Here is an 18,630-nt window from a genome sequence, read left to right on the forward strand (position 1 = left end):
ATGACCCAGGTCTTCCTCTCCCACGCCACCGCGGACGACGCGGTGGTGCGATCACTCCGGCAGGCCCTCGCCGACCTGGGCCAGGAGGTCTGGATCGACTCGCGCGAACTTCGCGGCGGCGACCTGCTGTGGCCGGTGGTCAGCCAGGCGATCGAGGCAGCGGCGGCCTATGCGGTGCTGGTCAGCCCGAACGCCTTGCTGTCGCGGTGGGTTGGCAAGGAACTGCGCCACGCCTTGACCATCCAAGGGCAGCGCGGCCGGGAGCGGTACCCGGTCATCCCCCTGTCGCTCGACGGTACCCAACTCGGCGTCCTGGAGGACTTCTTCGGCGAGCAACCCGCCTACGTCCCCATCAGCAGCGCCCCCGGCGGTCTCGACGCCGCCCTGCACGCCATCCTGGTCGCGCTCGGCAAACGCCTGCCGGAGGACGTGCCGCCCCAGGCCCAGCCCACCGCCGAGCCCATCGAAGACCTGGTCCTCGAACTGACCGATCTGCGCTTCCACGAGACCCCGGAGGGCATCCGCCGCCCCAGCGCCCGCGCCCGTCTGGTCCACGAGCCGGCCGCCGCCAACCAACGCGAGGTCGCAAGCGAGCACAGTTGGCGCCTCATCGCGCCGCTCGGACCGATCGAGGCCGACGACATCCGCTGGTACCTGGAGGACTACGCCGTCTGGCCCGGCACCCAGTTCCAGGCCCGCGCCCGCCGGATCGAGGCGAGCCTGACCCGTTGGGGCCAGGACCTCTATCAGGCCGCCCTGCCCAAGGAACGGCACTGGTTCAGTTTAATTCCTGTTTACAAGACATTGAAATATATGTAATATATCTAGTTCGGCGCGGGTTTCCGTCACTTTTTGAATAAGTGAGAACTTCTTGAACGGACAATGGACATGCCCTCATTGCAATTCACAGAATTGTCGGCATCACAAGACGTATCAAACCGGTCATAACGGTACGCGTTTGCTGTGGCGATGTCAAAGTTGCAATAGGCTCTTTTCCGAGACCAAAGCCACCCTTATCGAGGGGCTCAGGAAACCGACCAGCTTCATCATTCAAGTGCTCAAAACGCGCACTGAGGGGATCGGCTTGAACGCCGCCTGCCGGGCCTTCGCGATTGCGAAGAATACGTTGCTCCTATGGGAGCGTCGCCTGGCCGATTGCAAGGATGTGCTGGTCATATATGCCCTGACGCACACCTTTATTGAGCAACTGATCGAAGGTGATGAGCTTTATACGAAAGTGAATAGGAATGTCCCCCCGGAGGATTGTGAAGGCTGGACGATCGTACTGATGGAAAGGGCAAGTCGATTTATCTGGGCGCTTCAGTGCGGGAAAAAGGATCGCAGCCTATTTTCATATGCCATACAAATACTTAGAGATGTCATCCTGCGTACTGGCGATGTCACTCTAGTCACCGACGGGGAACGTCGGTATGGCAATCTCCTGTTTGAAATTTGCCACGAAGTATTGCGAACCGGAAAACGCGGCCGCCCACCGAAAGTGCTTCGTCGCGGTGTGAAGGTGCGCCTTAAGAATAAAGGGAAAGGAACTGATAGAACGGGGCACTCGCGTCCCAAATACGAAACCCCTCATCCGGAGCATCCAGAAACCGATCAAGATGTGACGCCAGCCGATATTCATGCTAATCATTTGGAAGCATCGAACGCTTCATTTCGGCGAAAGAATTCTGCTTATCGCCGCCGAACGAATACGTACGCGAAGAGCATTTCTGGTTTGCAAAGAACATTGGATATGTTGTGGATTGTCCATAACTTTATTCGCAGCCACTTCACGACAAAACAGGTTCCTGCGGTGGCTCTGGGGATTCTCCAGCAGGGACTCTCGTGGGATGAGGTCCTTAGAGTTCGACAGCCCAGGTTATAAAAATACTACAAAAACATAAGGATAAGGAAGAACCAAACTGAACCAGTGCCCCCTGCCCAAGGAACACACGGCCAATGTGCTGCAAGCCTGGGCGCGCATCGACGGCCAGGCCAGCCGCCGCTTCTCCGTCTATGTCGACCCGGAGGCGACGCTGGAGGCCGACACCCCGGACGCCGACCGCCAGACCGCCCGCGAGGCCGCCACCGCGCTCCTCGCCCTGCCCTGGGAACTGCTTCACGACGGCCAGGGCTACCTGTTCCAGGGCCGCCACCCCACCCGGGTGCGCCGCCGACTGCCCAACACCCGGGTGCTGGACCTGCCGCTGCTCGCGCCCCCGATCCGCATCCTGCTGGTCAGCCCGCGGCCGGAGGACCAGGCCTGCGGCTATATCGACCACCGGGTCAGCGCACTCGCGCTGGTGGCGGCGATCGAGGAACTGGGCAGCCTGGTCGAGCTGACTATTCTCAGCCCGCCGACCCTTTCGGCCCTAAGCGAGGCGTTGACTCGCGCGCAGGATGCGCGCGCCCCTTTCCATGTGGTCCACTTCGACGGTCACGGCGTCTATGACCACAGGGCTGGCCTGGGCGGGCTCTGTTTCGAGGACCCGCGCGACCTTGGGTCTTTGGAGCGGCGTCGGCACCTCACCGTCTACACCGACCAGCTCGGGCCGCTGCTGCGCGACCACCGCATCCCGCTGGTGTTCCTCGAGGCCTGCCAGAGTGCCCAGGCCGAGCAGGCGTCGGAGTCGGTCGCCACCGAACTGCTCAAGGTCGGGGTCGCCGCCGTCATCGCCATGAGCCACTCGGTGCTGGTGGAGACCGCCCGCCGCTTCGTCGCCGCCTTCTACGGACCGCTGGCCGCCGGCCGGCGCGTGGGAGAGGCGACCCTGGCCGCCCAGCGGGCACTGCACGAGGACAGCTTCCGCGGCCACTGCTTCGGCGCCGGTGAACTGCGCCTCCAGGACTGGTTCGTCCCCGTCCTCTACCAGGAGCGCGACGACCCCCAACTCTTCACCCAGGTCCCGGCCGCGCGGACCGTCGCCGACCTCAAGACCGCGCTCAAAGCGCGCCTCGGTGCCGTCCCCGCGCCGCCGGAGACTGGTTTCATCGGTCGCAGCCGGGACCTGCTGGCACTGGAGCGGCTGTTGCAGCCGGCCCAGGCCAAGGTCCCGCCGGAGCACCGCTGGGCGCTGATCCGCGGCCAGGGCGGCGAGGGCAAGACGGCGCTCGCTTGCGAACTCGGCCGCTGGCTGGTGCGCTCCCAACAGATCGACCGCGTCGCCTTCGTGTCGGTCGAGACCCACGCCCAGGCCGCCGCCGTGCTGGATGCCCTGGGCCGCCAACTGGTCGGCCCCGCCTACTCGGTCGCGGCCTACGGCGCGCCCCTGGGAGCGCCGCACCCCAGTGCGGCGAGTGAGGCCGCGATGCTCCCAGTCGAGCGCGCCCTGACCGAACGCCCGACGCTCCTCATCATCGACAACCTGGAGAGCCTCCTGCTCCCGCCCTACCTGGCCGCCCAGACCCCGGCCGCGCTGACCGAGGAGGCAGAGCAAACACTCACCGAGGTCCTGGCCCTGTGCGAGCGACTGCTCGCCAGCGGCCAGACCCGGCTCCTCTTCACCAGCCGCGAGCCCCTGCCGGCCCCCTTCGACCGCACGGCCAACCGGCGCGAACTGGCACAGTTGGACCCGCCGGACGCGGTACGCCTGGTGGAGCGGGTGCTGAACCTGGACGGCGCGGACACTGAAGCCCTCGCCACCCGCGAGGAAATCGAATCGCTGGTGGAGTCCGTCCACGGCCACGCCCGCACCCTGGCCCTGCTCGCCCCGGCGCTGCGCGACCTGGGCGTGGCGCGCACCCGCGCGGACCTGGTCGCCCTGATGGCGGACATGGAGCGGCGCTTCCCCGGCGACCGGGAGCGGTCGGTCTATGCCGGGGTCGAGCTGTCGCTGCGCCGACTCTCGCCCGCCAACCGGGAGCGGGTGGGGGTGCTCGGGGTTTTTCATAGCGAGGTGCAACTCGGCGTGCTGCACGTGATGACGGGCTGGGAGCAGTCCGAATGTGTTGCACTGGCTGCGGAACTGATCGACACCGGGCTCGCGACCCAGGATCCCTACAACCATCTGACGCTGAATCCTGCACTATGCCCCTATCTGCGCGGACGATTGGACCCGACAGAGCTTGCGGCCCTGAGCACCCACTGGCGTGATTCCATGAGCCAGTATGTCGGTTTGCTGGAACAGGAGCGGGATCGGCAGACCGAAATGGCCGCGACCCTGACGGTACTGGGACTACCGAATCTCTTTGCGCTGCTGGACCTGGAGCAATACAGCGGGGGTGCCGAATCGACCATCGACCTGACCACGAAGCTTTGGAGTCTATTGCAGTTGCTCGGCAGGCCGCGTCTGCTCGCGCGCGTTGGGCAGGTGCGCGAGGCCGCGGCATGGGCGCTCGCGGAGGGCGCGGGCGCGGCTTGGGACCATGCCGGATTCCAGGTCGAGCACACCCGCATCGAGCAGCAACTCGCAGCCGGGCGCCTGCGCGAGTCGCTCACCAGGGCGCAGGCCCTACTCCAGCGCGCCCGGTCGGCGGGTGGGGCAGCCTATCCGGATGCCGATTACGATCTGGCAATCGCCTGTTTCCTGTTGGCCCGAGTCCGCAAGACCGCTGGCGACGCCGGGTCGGCTGTGCCGCTGCTTGATGAAGCCAGGCAGGGTTTCAAAGCAATCATGCGGGGGCAGGGCGCCGCGGGGGCAGCGCGGATGGCGTCCGTCTGCCTCGGGGAGACGGGCGATTGCCTTCTCTCGCTGGGTCGGCTAGATGAAGCGGAGGCCGCCCTTGAAGAGCGGATCAGCGACGCGGAGCACCAGAATGACCACCGCGGCATCGCCGTCGGCAAGGGCCAATTCGGCACCTTACGTCTGCAACAGCGCCGCTATGGGGAGGCGCTGGACGCCTATGCCGAGGCGCGCGAGCGATTCACCCGGTTGGACGAGCCCGGAACCGTCGCCGCCTTCTGGCATCGGACTGGAATTGCGTATCAGCAGTCAGGCAACCCGGAACCGGCGGAAGATGCCTACCGTCAGTCCCTGACGATCAGGGTTCGGCTCAGTGATGTCGTCGGGCAAGCGGACACGCTGGTCCAACTGGGCAACCTGTATTGCGACCACTGGAACCGCCCCGAGGAGTCAGTGGCCTTCTACCTGCAGGCGGCGGACCTGTATTTCACGATCGGCGCTGCGGTCGGCGAAGGCCGTGCTAGGAGCAATCTCGGAGAAGCGCTGCGCCGAATCGGACGCCTCGACGAGGCGGGTCTGGAGGTCCAGCGCACGATCGAGTGCTATGCGCCATACGGCCACGCCGCCGAGCCCTGGACGGCCTGGTCCATCCTCGCCGATATCGAGACCGCCGCCGACCCCGAGGCCGCCGCTGCGGCCAGGGGCGAGGCCAAGGCCGCCTACCTCGCCTACCGCCGCGACGGCGGCGAGAACCACAACCCGTCCGGCCGGATCGCGCTGGCCCTGACCGAACCCTTGAGCGCCCGCGACCCGGCCGCCGCCCAGACACTGCTCCGTGAGCTTGCCGCCGACCCCGACTGCCCGGACCGCCTGCGCCCCTTCCTCGCTACGCTTACGGCCATCGCCGCCGGCAGCCGCGACCCCGCCCTCGCCGACTCCCCGGACCTGGACCACACCGAGTCCGCCGAGGTCCTGCTCCTGATCGAGACCCTGGCGGCCCCCTGAGCCCGCCCACGCGCCTGGACCGCGCCTGGAGTCCAAGGCTTCAGCCTTGGAGGGGCGCCAAGGCTGAAGCCTTGGACTCCAGCCAGTGCGCCGCGCCGGTCGCCCTGCAGGGCGACTGACACCTGCCCGTCCGCTACGCTACCGGGTCGCTCGGATACGCGACGAGGCCTTGATCATGGTTCCGGCCGCGACCCTGAGCCGGTCCCGAAATTTTTTGACAGGATTAACAGAATTTACAAGATTGAAAACAAATAACATCTTGTAAATCTTGTTAATCCTGTCTAAATATCTTGGTTTCGTGCTCGCTGTGCGAGGCCTTGGTCATCATCCCGGCCACCGTGCCAACCGCGAGGTCGCTGGTCCGCACAGCGGACCCTACGGCTTGGTAACCCAGGCCCGGGAAGCTCCAGCTTCGCGGGTTTCGGGCTCTGCCCCATCCCACCGGTTTTTGCCTTAATGCGTCGGCACCTGCAACACCGAGGGGGGACCGGCGATGACGATACCGTCGGGCGAAAAGACCTGCCAGTCCTCGCTATCGTAGGTGAAGACCCGGTACACACCGCAGACCAATGCAGTTGCGGCATGACGTGCGTCGTGGATTCGGCGGGCGGTGAGCCCGTGCCGCGCGGCCAGTTCAAGCATCCTCAGGCCGGCCGGGAGTCCGGTTTCCAGAGTCAAGATACCGGACGGCACCGCCGCGAGAGCCCGCACCGCCGCCGCGGCATCCACCGGCCTCTGTGGGGGAAGGGCACCAACCCAAGTCAGGGCGGCATAGACCTCAGCCAGCACCCCTACGGACGTACACGCGGCCAGCCGACCCTGACGGGCCGCCTCGACGATGCCGCGTGCCTCGACGTGCCGCGGATCGCCCGCAAGCAGGGCGCCGATGAACAACCCGGCATCCAGAAAAACCCGCTCAGCAGGGTTCATGGATGGCATCCTTCCAGCCGGGCGGAACGCGACCGGACAGCACGGGAAGCGGCTCTGGCTGGATGGCCTCAGGGTGACTCCGATGCGGTGCTCGATACCGCAGGAAGGCAGCGAAATCCACCACCTCCGCCTGCAGATCAGGCGGGAGCTGGTGCAGGGTTTCCAGTAGTTGCTCGTCAATGGTCATCGTCTTAACCCCATTTTAGCCGTAACTGTCGTGTGCCATGAAAGCGCGGAACGGCAAGCGACAGGATTAGGTATTGCGGACAGAGCGGTTTCAGACCGGCTCGCGCTGCATGACCAGCATGTAATTCACCCCCATCCAAGGGGTAAAGGAGAAATGACGGTTGAACGGATTGACCCGCACCCCGGTGCGATGCAGGCAGCGAAACTCCGCACCCAAGCCGGCGGTGACCTCCGCGGGCCGCACCAGTTTGCGGTAGTGATGGGTGCCCCGCGGCAGCCAGCGCAGCAGGTACTCGGCCCCGAGGATCGCCATCAGCCCCGCCGCCCAGGTGCGGTTGATGGTGGACACCACCATGACCCCGCCCGGGCGCACCAGGCGCGCGCACTGGGCCAGGAACAGCGGGCGCTCCTCCACATGCTCCACCACCTCCATGTTCAGCACCAGGTCGAACTGCTCGCCCGCCGCGGCCAGTTGCCCCGCCTCGGCCAGGCGGTAGTCGATCGCCAGTCCGCTCCCCTGCGCGTGCAGACGGGCCACCCGGAGATTTTTCTCGGTCACGTCGATCCCCACCAGGGTGGCGCCCAGGCGCGCGACCGCTTCGCTCAGGAGGCCGCCGCCGCAGCCGATGTCGAGCACCGCCAGGCCGGCGAACGGCAAGTCCGCCCGGGGGTCGCGCCCCAGCGCCGCGCCCGCCCGCTCGCGCAGATACTCCAGGCGAAAAGCGTTGAGGCGATGCAGGGGCCAGAAGGGCCCCGCGGTGTCCCACCAACGGTGGGCGAGGCGCTCGAAATAGGCGACTTCGGCCGGATCGATGCCGGTCCCGGTCAGGTGTTCGCGGTTCATCGTCGGCGCTCCCGAGTGTTTCGACCTGCCCATCAGTTCGGTCTGACGACGGGTATATCAACCCGGGAAGAGGAGTCCAGCCGCAAATGAACGCAAATTGACGCAAATAATCCAAAGACTTGGCCTTTACTGCATGTTCACCGTCCGGGTGCCGCCTGCGACGATGCTAACCAGCAGATTTATTTGCGCTCATTTGCGGCCAAATACTCTTCTTGGGTTGACCGGATCGCGACCGTAGGGTGCGCACGGCGCACCCTACGCCAATGGTCCGGGCAATTGCGTCAGGTGGTGCTAGCGCGGATCTTCCCGCAGGGTCGACCGCACCAGGTCCTTGACCGCCGCGGTCGTGGCGTCCAACTCGGTGCACCGCGCCGCCCGCTCCAGCAGACCTTGCAGGGACGGCGGCGCCGGGGCCTCCCGGCCGATCGCCGCGCGGACCGCCTCGTTGAACTTCGCCGGATGGGCGGTGGCCAGGCAGATGGCGTCCCCCTGGTCCCGCGCGGCCCACACCCCGGTGGCAGTGTGGGGGCAAAGGATATAGCCGCCGGCGTCGAAGGTCGTGCGGATCTGCTCCAGGGTGTCGGCATCGGACACGGCGGCGGCATGGAAATCGGCCTGGACCTGGGCGAGCCGCGCCCCGTCGACCGCCAGGCGACCGTCGCGTTGCAGGTCTTCCAGGAGTCGGCAGACGGCCGCGGTGTCGCCGTCGTGCAAAAAGTACAGATAGCGCTCGAAGTTGGAGGCAAGCTGGATGTCCATGGCCGGACTCAGGGTTTGGTAGACCGGGCCGGCCTCATAGACGCCGCTGTGGACAAAGCGGCTGAGGATCGCGTTGCGGTTGGTCGCGATGATGAGCCGTTCGATCGGCAGGCCCATGCGGCGGGCGATGAAGCCGGCGCAGACATCGCCGAAGTTGCCGGTGGGTACCGAGAAGCTCACGCGGCGCTCGGGGTCGCCGCCGCTGACCCGGCCCCAGGCGTAGAAGTAGTAGACCATCTGGGCCAGGATGCGCGCCCAGTTGATGGAGTTCACGGCGCCCAGGTGGAACTCGGACTTGAAGGCCAGGTCGTTGAACAGGTCCTTGACGATGCGCTGGCCGTCGTCGAAGGTGCCGCGGATGGCGATGTTGTGGACATTGGCGTCCAGCACCGTGGTCATCTGCCGCTCCTGGATCGGCGAGACCCGGCCCTTGGGGTGGAGGATGAAGACATGGATGCGCGCCTTGCCGCGGACCCCGTAGATGGCCGCCGAGCCGGTGTCACCGGAGGTGGCGCCGACGATATTGAGGTGACCGCCGTCGCGCGCGAGCAGGTACTCGAACAGGTTCCCCAGCAGTTGCAGGGCGACGTCCTTGAAGGCGGCCGTGGGTCCGTGGAAGAGTTCCAGGACGCGCAGCCCGCCGGTCTCGATGAGCGGCGTTACCTGCGGGTGGGTGAAGGAGGCGTAGGAGCGCTCGATCAGGGCGCACAGGTCCGCGCGCGGGATTTCACCATCCACGTAGAGGTCGAGCACCTCCAGGGCCAGGTCCTGGAAGCGCAGCCCGGACCAGGCGCGCAGCCGCTCCGGCGCCACCCGCGGGATCAGGGCCGGCACCAGGAGACCGCCGTCGGTGGCGAGCCCCATCATCACCGCCTGCGCGAAGCCGACCGGGGCGACGCGGCCGCGCGTGCTTACATATTGCATGTCTGTCGATCCCCAAGGGAAGCACCGGTGTACACTGATCGCTCTGAGCGGTCCGGCCAATGCGGCAGTGTAAGGGGGACCCGCGGGCTTGGCAAAACCCGGCCGCGCGCGGCGCGGGGGCAGGCAACCCGGGGTGTCCGTCCATCGGCCCGTGGGCTTACTCAATCCTCAAAATCGAAAAAGTTCGCCGGGAGCGTTGACACGCCTTGCGGTAGGGCAACACAATCGGCCCGGCTTGCCGCCGTCTGCGGCCCCGAGCGGATTCGCCCGGTTCGCGACGTCGGTTTCTTCGCACCCGCGCCCGTCGCGGGGGAGGCCCGGCTGCGAGCGGGTCCGGCCGCGCGCGGGCCCTGATATGCTGCCCACGGGACGAGGAGGCATCGCCCGGGCGGGACACTGAGCAGGTAATCAACTTTTTTCCCCCACCATAAGGTACGCCCATGACAATCGAGTCGGTCGACGCCATAACCCGGCATCCGCTCTATGCGGAACTCGTGTCGAAGCGCAAACGCTTCGGCTGGACCCTGACCTTTCTGATGATGCTTTTCTATTATGGCTTCATCCTGATCGTCGCCTTCAAGAAGGAGTGGCTGGCACAGCCGCTCTATGAGGGCGCGATCACCACCGTCGGCATCCCGGTGGGCCTGGCGGTCATCATCTCCGCCTTCGCCCTCACCGGGATCTACGTCTACCGTGCCAACGGTGAGTTCGACGACCTGACCAAGGCGATCCGGGAGGACCTGCAATGAAGCGTTTCGCCTTCTCCCCCTGGCTCATCCTCGCCGCGCTGCTGGTGCCCTTCGCCATTGTCTCGGCCGACGCCCTGACCGGCGGCGTGACGAAGCAGCCGCTCAATATCACCGCGGTGGTCATGTTCGTGATCTTCGTCGGGGCAACGCTCGGCATCACCTACTGGGCCTCCCTGCGCACCCGCACCGCCAGCGATTTCTACACCGCGGGCGGCGGCATTACCGGTTTCCAGAACGGTCTGGCGATCGCCGGCGACTACATGTCCGCGGCCTCCTTCCTCGGTATCTCCGGCCTGGTGTTCGCGTCCGGCTATGACGGCCTGATCTACTCCATCGGCTGGCTGGTCGGCTGGCCCGTGATCATGTTCCTGATCGCCGAGCAGTTGCGCAACCTGGGCAAGTTCACCTTCGCCGACGTGGCCTCCTACCGCTTCAGTCAGGTGCCCATCCGGACCATGGCGGCGGTTTCCTCCCTGGTCGTCGTCGCCTTCTATCTCATCGCCCAGATGGTCGGTGCCGGCAAGCTGATCCAGCTCCTGTTCGGCCTGGAGTATTGGATGGCGGTGGTGATCGTCGGGGTCCTGATGATGGTCTATGTCATCTTCGGCGGCATGACCGCGACCACCTGGGTGCAGATCATCAAGGCCGGCCTGCTGCTCTCCGGCGCCACCTTCATGGCCCTGGCCGCCCTGTATCACTTCGGGTTCTCCCCTGAGGAGATGTTCCGGCAGGCCACCACGCACAGCGCCAAGGGCCTGGCCATCATGGGTCCCGGCACCCTGATCAAGGACCCGATCAACGCCATCTCGCTGGGTCTGGCACTGATGTTCGGTACCGCGGGCCTGCCCCACATCCTGATGCGCTTCTTCACCGTGCCCAACGCCAAGGAGGCGCGCAAGTCGGTCTTCTTCGCCACCGGCTTCATCGGCTATTTCTACATCCTGACCTTCATCATCGGATTCTCCGCCATCACCCTGCTGGCCCAGCATCCTGAGTTCTTCAAGGACGGCGCCCTGGTCGACGGGGTCGTCAAGACGCCCGGCGGTTTGCTCGGCGGGACCAATATGGTCGCCATCAAGCTTGCGGAAGCGGTCGGCGGGAACCTGTTCCTGGGCTTCATCTCGGCCGTGGCCTTTGCCACCATCCTCGCGGTGGTATCCGGTCTGACGCTGGCCGGCGCCTCGGCGATCTCCCATGACCTCTACGCCAGCGCGATCGCCCGCGGTCGGGTGAACGAGACCACCGAACTGAAGGTGGGCCGCTATGCGACCTTCGCCCTGGGTCTGGTGGCCATCGGGCTGGGGATCGCGTTCGAGCAACAGAACGTCGCCTTCATGGTCGGTCTCGCCTTCGCCATTGCGGCCAGCGCCAATTTCCCGGTGCTGGCGGCCTCCATCTTCTGGAAGGGGATGACGACGCGCGGTGCCTTCATCGGCGGCTTTGTCGGGCTGATCACCGCGGTGACCATGACCGTGATGACCAAGGCGGTGTGGGGCGAGACGCTCGGTCACACGGTCGCGGATGCCACCGGCAAGATGGTGCCGGTGGGGCTGATCGGGCTGGACAACCCGGCGATCATCTCGATCCCGGTGGCCTTCATCTGCATCTGGCTGTTCTCCATCACCGACCGCTCCGATCGGGCCAAGATCGATCGGGCCGCCTTCGCGGCCCAGCGGGTCCGGTGCGAGACCGGGATCGGCGCCGAGGGCGCGGCCGGCCACTGATCGCAAGGACTGCGCCGCCGGGACAGGGAGGTCCCGGTGCCTCACCGCGCAGGAGGCTGCCGCCGAGGCCCGAGGTCGCCCCGCGACCTCGGGCTTCGGCATTTGTGGACGGTCCGGCTGGAATCCCAAGAAAGAGTATTTGGCCGCAAATGAACGCAAATAAGCGCAAATAAATCCGCTGGTTAGCATCGTCGCGGGCGTTACCCGGACGGTGAACATGCAGTAAAGGCCAAGTCTCTGAATATTTACGTCAATTTGCGTTCATTTGCGTTCATTTGCGGCTAAACTGCTTTTTCTGGGATAATTGAAACCGCAAAGCAGGCGAGCTAACACGAGAATGGAGCGAGATACCATGACACCCGAGCAGCGTACCGCCTACTGGCGGGCGAACCTGAACCTGTTGGCCGTACTGCTGGCGGTCTGGTTCCTGGTCTCCTTCGGTTTCGGCATCCTGTTGGTGGAGCCGCTCAACGGCATCCGGCTCGGCGGCTTCAAGCTGGGCTTCTGGTTCGCCCAGCAGGGGGCGATCTATTGCTTCGTGCTGCTGATCTTCGTCTATGCCTGGGCGATGAATCGGCTCGATCGTAAGTTCGGTGTCCGCGAGGACTAAAGGAGACGGCCATGCTGTCGCTGCAATTCTGGCTCTGGGCCATCGTCGGGGGCAGTTGCGCCCTCTATATCGCCATCGCCTTCCGGGCGCGGGCGCGCACGACCGCCGATTTTTATGTGGCCGACCGGCACGTCGGCCCGATCGCCAACGGCATGGCGACCGCCGCGATCTGGATGTCCGCCGCCTCCTTCATCTCCGTGGCCGGGCTGCTGGCCCAGAACGGCTATGACGCCTCCGTCTACCTGATGGGATGGACCGGCGGCTATGTCCTGCTCGCGCTGCTGGTGGCACCCTATCTGCGCCGCTTCGGCAAATACACGGTTCCTGAATTCATCGGCGACCGCTATTTCTCCGGCTTGGCCCGCCTGGTCGCAGTGCTGTGCCTGCTCATCATCTCGGTGACCTTTGTCATCGGCCAGATGCGCGGCGTCGGCATCGCCTTCTCCCGCTTCCTGGAGGTGGACTTCACGGTGGGGGTCGCCGCCGGCATGGGCATCGTCCTGGTCTACGCCGTCGTGGGCGGCATGAAGGGGATCACCTATACCCAGATCGTCCAATATGTCGTGCTGATCCTCGCCTACACCATCCCGGCGATCTTTATCTCACTGCAGCTGACCGACAGCCCCGTCCCCCAGCTCGCCTTGGGCGGCGAGTATCTGCGCGATGGCGCGGCGAGCGGGGTCGCGCTGCTGGATAAACTGGACCAGGTCATGACGGACCTGGGCTTCAGCGCCTATACGGCGCAGAAGGACGGGACGCTCAATCTGTTCCTGCTGGCGGCGACGCTCATGATCGGCACCGCCGGGCTGCCCCATATCATCGTGCGCTTTTTCAGCGTCCGCCGGGTGGCGCAGGCCCGCTCCTCGGTCGGCTGGACCCTGATCTTCATCGCCATCCTCTACACCACCGCCCCGGCGGTCGGGGCCATGGTCCGACTCAACCTCATCGAGAGCATCCAGACCGGACCGGTCGGGGTGGCGACGGCCAATGTGGCGATCGACAGGTTGCCGGACTGGATGAACCGGTGGTCCAAGACCGGGCTGCTCGCCTGGGAGGATAAGAACGGGGATGGACGGCTCCAGTATTACAACGACCAGAACCAGCGCTTTGCCGCGACCGCCGCGGGCTACGGCTGGAAGGGCAACGAACTGACCCGCATCGACCACGACATCCTGACGCTGGCCAACCCGGAGCTCGCCCACCTGCCCGCGTGGATAATCGCCCTGGTGGTCGCGGGCGCCCTGGCCGCCGCGCTGGCCACCGCCGCGGCACTGCTGCTCACCATCGCCTCGGCCATCTCGCACGATCTGCTCAAGGGCCTGCTGCTGCCCGGGCTGTCGGAATCGCGGGAACTGCTGGCCGGGCGCATCGCCATGGTGCCCGCGGCGCTCTTTGCTGCCTACCTGGCGCTCGATCCCCCCGGCGCCGCCGCGGAGGTGGTGGCACTGGCCTTCGGGGTGGCCGCCGCCACCCTCTTCCCGACGCTGATGCTGGGGATCTTCGACAAACGCGCCAATGGTCCCGGGGCCATCCTCGGCATGTTGTCCGGACTGCTGTTCACCGCCGGCTACATCGTCTGGTTCAAGGGCTGGTTCTACTTTCCGGGCACCGCGATGGCAGCCGACAACCCGGACAACTGGGTCTTGGGCATCGCCCCGGAGGCCATCGGCGCCTTGGGCGCCGTGATCAACTTCGCCGTGGCCTACCTGGTATCGCGCCTCACCGCCGCCCCGCCGGGGCCGATCCAGGAACTTGTGGAGGACATCCGTGTACCCAAGAGGGCTGAGGCGGGCGTTGACGCCAGACCCTGAGTAACGAGTCTAGAACAAGTCAAACACCTTCGTTGTCGTTGTCGTTGTCGTTGTCGTAATCGAGGTTATCGTAGCGCCCCGGATTCTCTCGCACCCCAAAGTGCATCGCTTCTCCGATTACGATTACGACAACGACAACGAACATGGCGCTATCTTGGTTAATCGCACCTTATTGTGACCCCGGAGGAACTGCGTGGACGTCGAACTCGTTGAAATCCAGGAATTCCTGGCCAGCCACCCGCCCTTCGACAAACTTCCGCCGGAGACGCTGGAGCGCCTGCCCAAGCGGCTATCGGTGCGTTATATCCGCCGCGGCAGCGTCTTTCCACCGCTGGACGCGGACCAGCCCTATCTCTATATCTTAAGGCGCGGGGCGGTGGAACTGCGCGACGCCCAGGGGGACCTGGTCGGCAAACTGGCCGAGGGCGATCTCTGCGACATGGCCTGCCGTGCGGGCGAGAATGCCGTGCCGATGAAGGGCAGCACCGCCGAGGACACCTTGGTCTACCTGCTGCCCTGTACTGATCTGACGGCCCTGCGTGCGCAGCACGCCCACTTCGCGGAGCACTTCGATCAATCCGTCGCCCATCGGCTGCGTCGGGCCCTGGATGCGGTGACCAATGCCCCGGCCTCCGGTGCCGGCCTGATGACCCTGCGGGTCGGCACCCTGATCAACCGCGCGCTGGTCACGGCCACCCCCGAGACCAGCATCCGCGAGGCGGCGCAGGTCATGGCCGAGCACAATATTTCCTCGCTCCTGATCATGGTGGGGGAGCGCCTGGCGGGCCTGATCACGGACCGGGACCTGCGCAAGCGGTGCCTGGCCGCGGGGCTGCCGAGTGATCGGCCGGTACGCGAGATCATGACCGAGCGACTGGAAACGGTGAACGTGGATACCCTGGGTTTTCAGGCCCTGATCACCATGACGCGGCTCAACGTACACCACCTGCCGGTGATGGCGGGCGCCCGGGTGGTCGGCATCCTCTCGACCACGGACCTGACACGCTTCCAGAGCTCCAACTCGGTCTATCTGGTGGGCGACGTCCATCATGCGAAGGACCTGGAGACGCTGATCGACATCAGTTCCAAGGTCGGCGAGTTGCAGGTGCACATGGTCAATGGCGGGGCTACCGCGGACCAGGTGGGGCAGGCGATCAGCGCCATCACCGACGCCATCACCCGGCGCCTGCTGGAGATCGCCGAGGCGCAATTGGGGCCACCCCCGGTTCCCTATGCCTGGATGGTCGGCGGCTCCCAGGCGCGGCGCGAGCAGACGTCCTATTCGGATCAGGACAATGCGCTCTTGATCGCCGACCACATGAAGCCGGAGGACGACGCCTATTTCGCCGCGCTCGCAAGCATCGTCAACGATGGACTCAACGCCTGCGGCTATGTCTATTGTCCGGGCGACGTCATGGCCCGGAACCCCAAATGGCGCCAGACGCTGCGGATCTGGAAGAAATATTTCAACACCTGGATCCAGCGCCCCGAGCCGATGGCCCTGATGCTCTCCAGCGTCTTCTTCGACCTGCGCCCGGTCCATGACCCGGAGGGCCTGTTCGAGGAGATCCACGACCAGGTGCTGAACCTCTCCAAGGACAATCGGATCTTCATCGCCTACATGGCCGCGAACGCCGTCAAGAATCGCCCGCCGCTGGGGTTCTTCCGCAATTTCGTCCTGATCCAGGGCGGCGAGCACGACCACACCTTCAATATCAAGCACCGGGGCATTGTGCCGATCATCGACCTGGCCCGGGTCTATGCCCTGTCCAGCGGCATCACCGAGACCAATACCCTGGAGCGCCTGCGCACCGCCGCCGGGATCAATGCCCTGAGCAAGGATGGCGCGGCCAATCTGAGCGACGCGGTGGAGTTCATCGGGACCTTGCGGGTACGCCACCAGGCGGGCCAGTTGCGGCGCGGGGAAAAGGCGGACAACTTCCTCTCCCCCGACGAACTCTCGCCGCTGGAGCGTGGACACCTGAAGGATGCCTTCCTCCTGATCAACGCCATGCAGGAGTCGCTCGCCCAGCGCTACCAGACCGGACGGATCAACTAGACGGATCGACGAGACGGATCAGATAACCGCGTGTTCTTCGTACCCTCCTTTCTCGACTGGCGCCGCCAGTGGCAGCGCCTGCGCGCCCGACCGGGGCCGCTGCGGGATTACCTCGCCCACCGCTTGCCGCGCACCGACCAGGATTGGCGCTCGGCCGATTATCTGGCCATCGATCTGGAGACCACCGGGCTCGATATCGAGCGGGACCTGATCCTGAGCGTCGGCTATGTGGTGATGCACGGCAACCGGATCGATCTCGCGAGTGCCTGCCACCGGGTGGTGCGGATCGACCGCCGGATCCCGGAGGCGAGTGCCGTCATCCACCAGATCACCGACGATCAATCGGCCGGCGGTCTGGAACTGGCGGACGTGCTGGCGGAGCTCCTGCCGGTGCTGGCGGGCAAGGTCATGATTGCACACCATGCGACCATCGAGTGCGGCTTCATCGGCAATGCCTGTCGGCGCCTGTGGCGGGCCGGGCTGCCGGTACGGGTGGTCGACACCCAGGTGGTGGCGCACCGCACCTTCGAGCGGCGCCAGACCGCCTTCAAGGGCTCTGACCTGCGCCTGCACTCCCTGGGGGAGCGCTACAACCTGCCGCGCTACAGCGCCCACAACGCCTTGAGCGACGCCCTGGCCGCCGCCGAACTCTTCCTCGCCCAAGCGGCCTACCGGGAGACGGGAGACTGGCTGCCGCTCAAGAAATTCCTGTGGTGAGGTGCGGCGGCTGCAAAAAAGCTAAGATGTCCGGACATGAACACCCAATACAGCGATCCCGCCAGGCGCCGATGCGCAAGCTCGACGAAACCGATTTCGCGCGGTTGACCGCGCACCTGAGTGCCGCGCCGGACCTCGTGGCCGGCTATTGCTTCGGCTCCCAGGTCGACCCCGGGCGACGAAGTCCCCGCGACGTGGATATCGCCGTGCTGCCGAGCGAGACACTCAGCCTCCGGCGCCTGTTGGAACTGCGGGCGATCGTGACCGATACCCTCCTCATCGACGCCGTCGACCTGGTTGACCTGCACCAGGCCGGTCCTGTACTTAAGCGCCAGGTCATCAAGTCCGGGCGGCTGCTGTTCGCGCGCGACCAGACCCTGGTCAACCGTTTTGAACTGCGAGCGTTGCGTGACTATCAGGATGGCGCGTATCGACGGCGGGTGCAATTGCAATATTTTGCGGATGGCCACGGGCTATCATGACTCTGGAGCCCAATATCATCATCCGGCGGCTCCAGAGTCTGCGCGAAACCTTGCGACGCCTCGAGCCCCTGGCGACCACCCCTCGCGACGACTTTGTCGCCGACTTTCGTACGTACTGGGCCGCGGGGCGCGGGATTCAACTTGCGGCGGAGGCGGTGCTGGACATTGCCAGCCACTTCCTGGCGGGACATTTCGATCGTTTCCCGGAGACCAATGAGGAGAGTCTCGATGCGCTCTTGGAGGCAGGGGTCATCGCGCCTGCGACCCGTGCCCGCCTGAGGGGGTTCGGTGGCGTTCGAGTATACTGGTGCATGCTTACCTCGACCTCGACGTTGGACAGGTCTATGACCATCTCCAGCAACTCCCCGCCGACCTCGACGCCTTTATCCGCGACGTGGCGAGTTGGCTTGCCGGAATCGAAAAGCTCGCGGTATGAGCGCTTGCTCGACGCGACGCAAGGGTCGTTTCTAGAAGAATTAACACATGTCGGAGGCGTCGTGCATCAGCGTTTGATTGTTGATGACTTTAATTATTGACCCGAAATATTGGGGGACTGGTGGATCGATGAACCTTTGCTCGATCGCCGGGGGCCGAATAATACGGATCTTTTTGGTGCCGATATTGCCGTTACCGTGACCGTAGAAGCGCCGACTCAGAAGATGATCAAGACAGCGTTGGTTCAGCTAAAGGTCAGCAATAGTTTTTTCGTCACGCTTGAAGCGCGGCAGCTCGATGACGCGATTAGCAATAGTATAACTCGGGATATTTCATTCGTGCTGGCTGTGGACCGAGAGCAGCGTGGAGCTATGCGGGTAAGAACATCGAAGTCGCTTCGGGACGCGTTCGCTCCGGGAAATGCTACCCATCTGTTCAATTCAACGGGCTGGTCGTCATTTGCACCCTGGCTGTACGACTGGCTCTCCTGTCATATAGGCGCTCCAAGCGACCCTGATAACCCTCGGTCCATTGAACGTATTTTAGAAAAATTGTTGCAACCAAGCGCGCTGCCGCAGGCATCTGCGGAGGAGATATTGCGCTGAATGGATTTGCGGTCTTTTCCCGCTCGTCATTGGATTCGCTCCACTCTTCATGTGCCAACTGCGACCGATCAGCGCCAGAGTCACTAAGGCGTCGGATACAGTGAGCCGACGGTGATTCTCGTTGGCGTCACCGGCGACCGCGGATTGTTCTGCCAGCTTTGTGGCCCCGCG

General features: G+C 64.9%; 16 protein-coding genes. 12 read left to right on the top strand and 4 right to left on the bottom strand.

What is annotated here, in order from left to right; translation table 11 throughout:
• The 3 genes from THSYN_RS28040 (at position 1) to THSYN_RS28050 (ending at position 5,624) form a co-directional block, all read left to right on the top strand.
• Positions 1-819, top strand: a complete 819-nt coding sequence (locus THSYN_RS28040; protein ID WP_100922026.1) for a toll/interleukin-1 receptor domain-containing protein — start codon at positions 1-3, stop codon at positions 817-819.
• A 52-nt stretch (positions 820-871) separates the two neighbouring features.
• Positions 872-1,882, top strand: a complete 1,011-nt coding sequence (locus tag THSYN_RS28045) for an IS1 family transposase (RefSeq protein ID WP_100917404.1) — start codon at positions 872-874, stop codon at positions 1,880-1,882.
• A 76-nt stretch (positions 1,883-1,958) separates the two neighbouring features.
• A complete protein-coding gene (locus tag THSYN_RS28050) occupies positions 1,959-5,624 on the top strand; it encodes a CHAT domain-containing protein (RefSeq protein ID WP_100922027.1) in 3,666 nt (1,221 codons plus the stop codon).
• 453 nt (positions 5,625-6,077) lie between these two features.
• Here the strand turns inward: THSYN_RS28050 and THSYN_RS28055 are convergent, their stop codons facing one another.
• The 4 genes from THSYN_RS28055 to thrC form a co-directional block, all read right to left on the bottom strand.
• A complete protein-coding gene (locus tag THSYN_RS28055) occupies positions 6,078-6,554 on the bottom strand; it encodes a type II toxin-antitoxin system VapC family toxin (protein WP_157817989.1) in 477 nt (158 codons plus the stop codon).
• Complete coding sequence (locus THSYN_RS28060; RefSeq protein WP_100922029.1) at positions 6,541-6,741, bottom strand: DUF2281 domain-containing protein; 201 nt, start codon at positions 6,739-6,741, stop codon at positions 6,541-6,543. Before THSYN_RS28060 ends, THSYN_RS28055 begins: the two co-directional genes overlap by 14 nt.
• Positions 6,742-6,831: 90 nt before the next feature.
• Positions 6,832-7,584 carry a bifunctional 2-polyprenyl-6-hydroxyphenol methylase/3-demethylubiquinol 3-O-methyltransferase UbiG gene (gene ubiG, locus THSYN_RS28065; RefSeq protein WP_100922030.1) on the bottom strand — a complete coding sequence of 251 codons (753 nt, stop codon included), beginning with the start codon at positions 7,582-7,584 and terminating at the stop codon, positions 6,832-6,834.
• 291 nt (positions 7,585-7,875) lie between these two features.
• A complete protein-coding gene (gene thrC, locus THSYN_RS28070; RefSeq protein WP_100922031.1) occupies positions 7,876-9,267 on the bottom strand; it encodes a threonine synthase in 1,392 nt (463 codons plus the stop codon).
• A 440-nt stretch (positions 9,268-9,707) separates the two neighbouring features.
• Here thrC and THSYN_RS28075 point away from each other — a divergent pair, with 440 nt between their 5' ends.
• The 9 genes from THSYN_RS28075 to THSYN_RS34445 all read left to right on the top strand — a co-directional run bounded on the left by THSYN_RS28075 (position 9,708) and on the right by THSYN_RS34445 (position 18,459).
• Positions 9,708-10,016: a DUF485 domain-containing protein gene (locus THSYN_RS28075; RefSeq protein ID WP_100922032.1), complete on the top strand. Its 309-nt coding sequence runs from the start codon at positions 9,708-9,710 to the stop codon at positions 10,014-10,016.
• Positions 10,013-11,740: a cation acetate symporter gene (locus THSYN_RS28080; RefSeq protein WP_100922033.1), complete on the top strand. Its 1,728-nt coding sequence runs from the start codon at positions 10,013-10,015 to the stop codon at positions 11,738-11,740. The genes THSYN_RS28075 and THSYN_RS28080 overlap by 4 nt, the downstream gene beginning before the upstream one ends.
• A gap of 352 nt (positions 11,741-12,092) precedes the next feature.
• A complete protein-coding gene (locus THSYN_RS28085) occupies positions 12,093-12,350 on the top strand; it encodes a DUF4212 domain-containing protein (RefSeq protein WP_100922640.1) in 258 nt (85 codons plus the stop codon).
• An 11-nt stretch (positions 12,351-12,361) separates the two neighbouring features.
• A complete protein-coding gene (locus tag THSYN_RS28090; RefSeq protein ID WP_100922034.1) occupies positions 12,362-14,161 on the top strand; it encodes a sodium:solute symporter family protein in 1,800 nt (599 codons plus the stop codon).
• Positions 14,162-14,354: 193 nt separating this feature from the next.
• The gene (locus THSYN_RS28095) at positions 14,355-16,220 is read left to right on the top strand and encodes a DUF294 nucleotidyltransferase-like domain-containing protein (RefSeq protein ID WP_100922035.1); all 1,866 of its coding nucleotides are present in this window, start codon (positions 14,355-14,357) and stop codon (positions 16,218-16,220) included.
• A 30-nt stretch (positions 16,221-16,250) separates the two neighbouring features.
• On the top strand, positions 16,251-16,937 hold the full coding sequence (locus THSYN_RS28100; protein ID WP_100922036.1) for a 3'-5' exonuclease: 687 nt from the start codon (positions 16,251-16,253) through the stop codon (positions 16,935-16,937).
• A gap of 71 nt (positions 16,938-17,008) precedes the next feature.
• Positions 17,009-17,419, top strand: a complete 411-nt coding sequence (gene mntA / locus THSYN_RS28105; protein WP_100922037.1) for a type VII toxin-antitoxin system MntA family adenylyltransferase antitoxin — start codon at positions 17,009-17,011, stop codon at positions 17,417-17,419.
• Positions 17,416-17,955 carry a DUF86 domain-containing protein gene (locus THSYN_RS28110; protein WP_100922038.1) on the top strand — a complete coding sequence of 180 codons (540 nt, stop codon included), beginning with the start codon at positions 17,416-17,418 and terminating at the stop codon, positions 17,953-17,955. The genes mntA and THSYN_RS28110 overlap by 4 nt, the downstream gene beginning before the upstream one ends.
• A gap of 36 nt (positions 17,956-17,991) precedes the next feature.
• Complete coding sequence (locus THSYN_RS34445) at positions 17,992-18,459, top strand: hypothetical protein (RefSeq protein WP_157817990.1); 468 nt, start codon at positions 17,992-17,994, stop codon at positions 18,457-18,459.
• The last annotated feature ends 171 nt before the right edge of the window (positions 18,460-18,630 follow it).

It is taken from the genome of Candidatus Thiodictyon syntrophicum, assembly GCF_002813775.1.
Classification (GTDB): domain Bacteria; phylum Pseudomonadota; class Gammaproteobacteria; order Chromatiales; family Chromatiaceae; genus Thiodictyon; species Thiodictyon syntrophicum.

Excerpts from the sequence above, each read along its gene's own strand:
- THSYN_RS28040 (WP_100922026.1), top strand. The coding sequence starts at position 1 with ATGACCCAGGTCTTCCTCTCCCACGCCACCGCGGACGACGCGGTGGTG.
- THSYN_RS28055 (WP_157817989.1), bottom strand. The coding sequence starts at position 6,554 with ATGAACCCTGCTGAGCGGGTTTTTCTGGATGCCGGGTTGTTCATCGGC.
- THSYN_RS28060 (WP_100922029.1), bottom strand. The coding sequence starts at position 6,741 with ATGACCATTGACGAGCAACTACTGGAAACCCTGCACCAGCTCCCGCCT.
- ubiG (WP_100922030.1), bottom strand. The coding sequence starts at position 7,584 with ATGAACCGCGAACACCTGACCGGGACCGGCATCGATCCGGCCGAAGTC.
- thrC (WP_100922031.1), bottom strand. The coding sequence starts at position 9,267 with ATGCAATATGTAAGCACGCGCGGCCGCGTCGCCCCGGTCGGCTTCGCG.
- THSYN_RS28075 (WP_100922032.1), top strand. The coding sequence starts at position 9,708 with ATGACAATCGAGTCGGTCGACGCCATAACCCGGCATCCGCTCTATGCG.
- THSYN_RS28080 (WP_100922033.1), top strand. The coding sequence starts at position 10,013 with ATGAAGCGTTTCGCCTTCTCCCCCTGGCTCATCCTCGCCGCGCTGCTG.
- THSYN_RS28085 (WP_100922640.1), top strand. The coding sequence starts at position 12,093 with ATGACACCCGAGCAGCGTACCGCCTACTGGCGGGCGAACCTGAACCTG.
- THSYN_RS28090 (WP_100922034.1), top strand. The coding sequence starts at position 12,362 with ATGCTGTCGCTGCAATTCTGGCTCTGGGCCATCGTCGGGGGCAGTTGC.
- mntA (WP_100922037.1), top strand. The coding sequence starts at position 17,009 with ATGCGCAAGCTCGACGAAACCGATTTCGCGCGGTTGACCGCGCACCTG.
- THSYN_RS28110 (WP_100922038.1), top strand. The coding sequence starts at position 17,416 with ATGACTCTGGAGCCCAATATCATCATCCGGCGGCTCCAGAGTCTGCGC.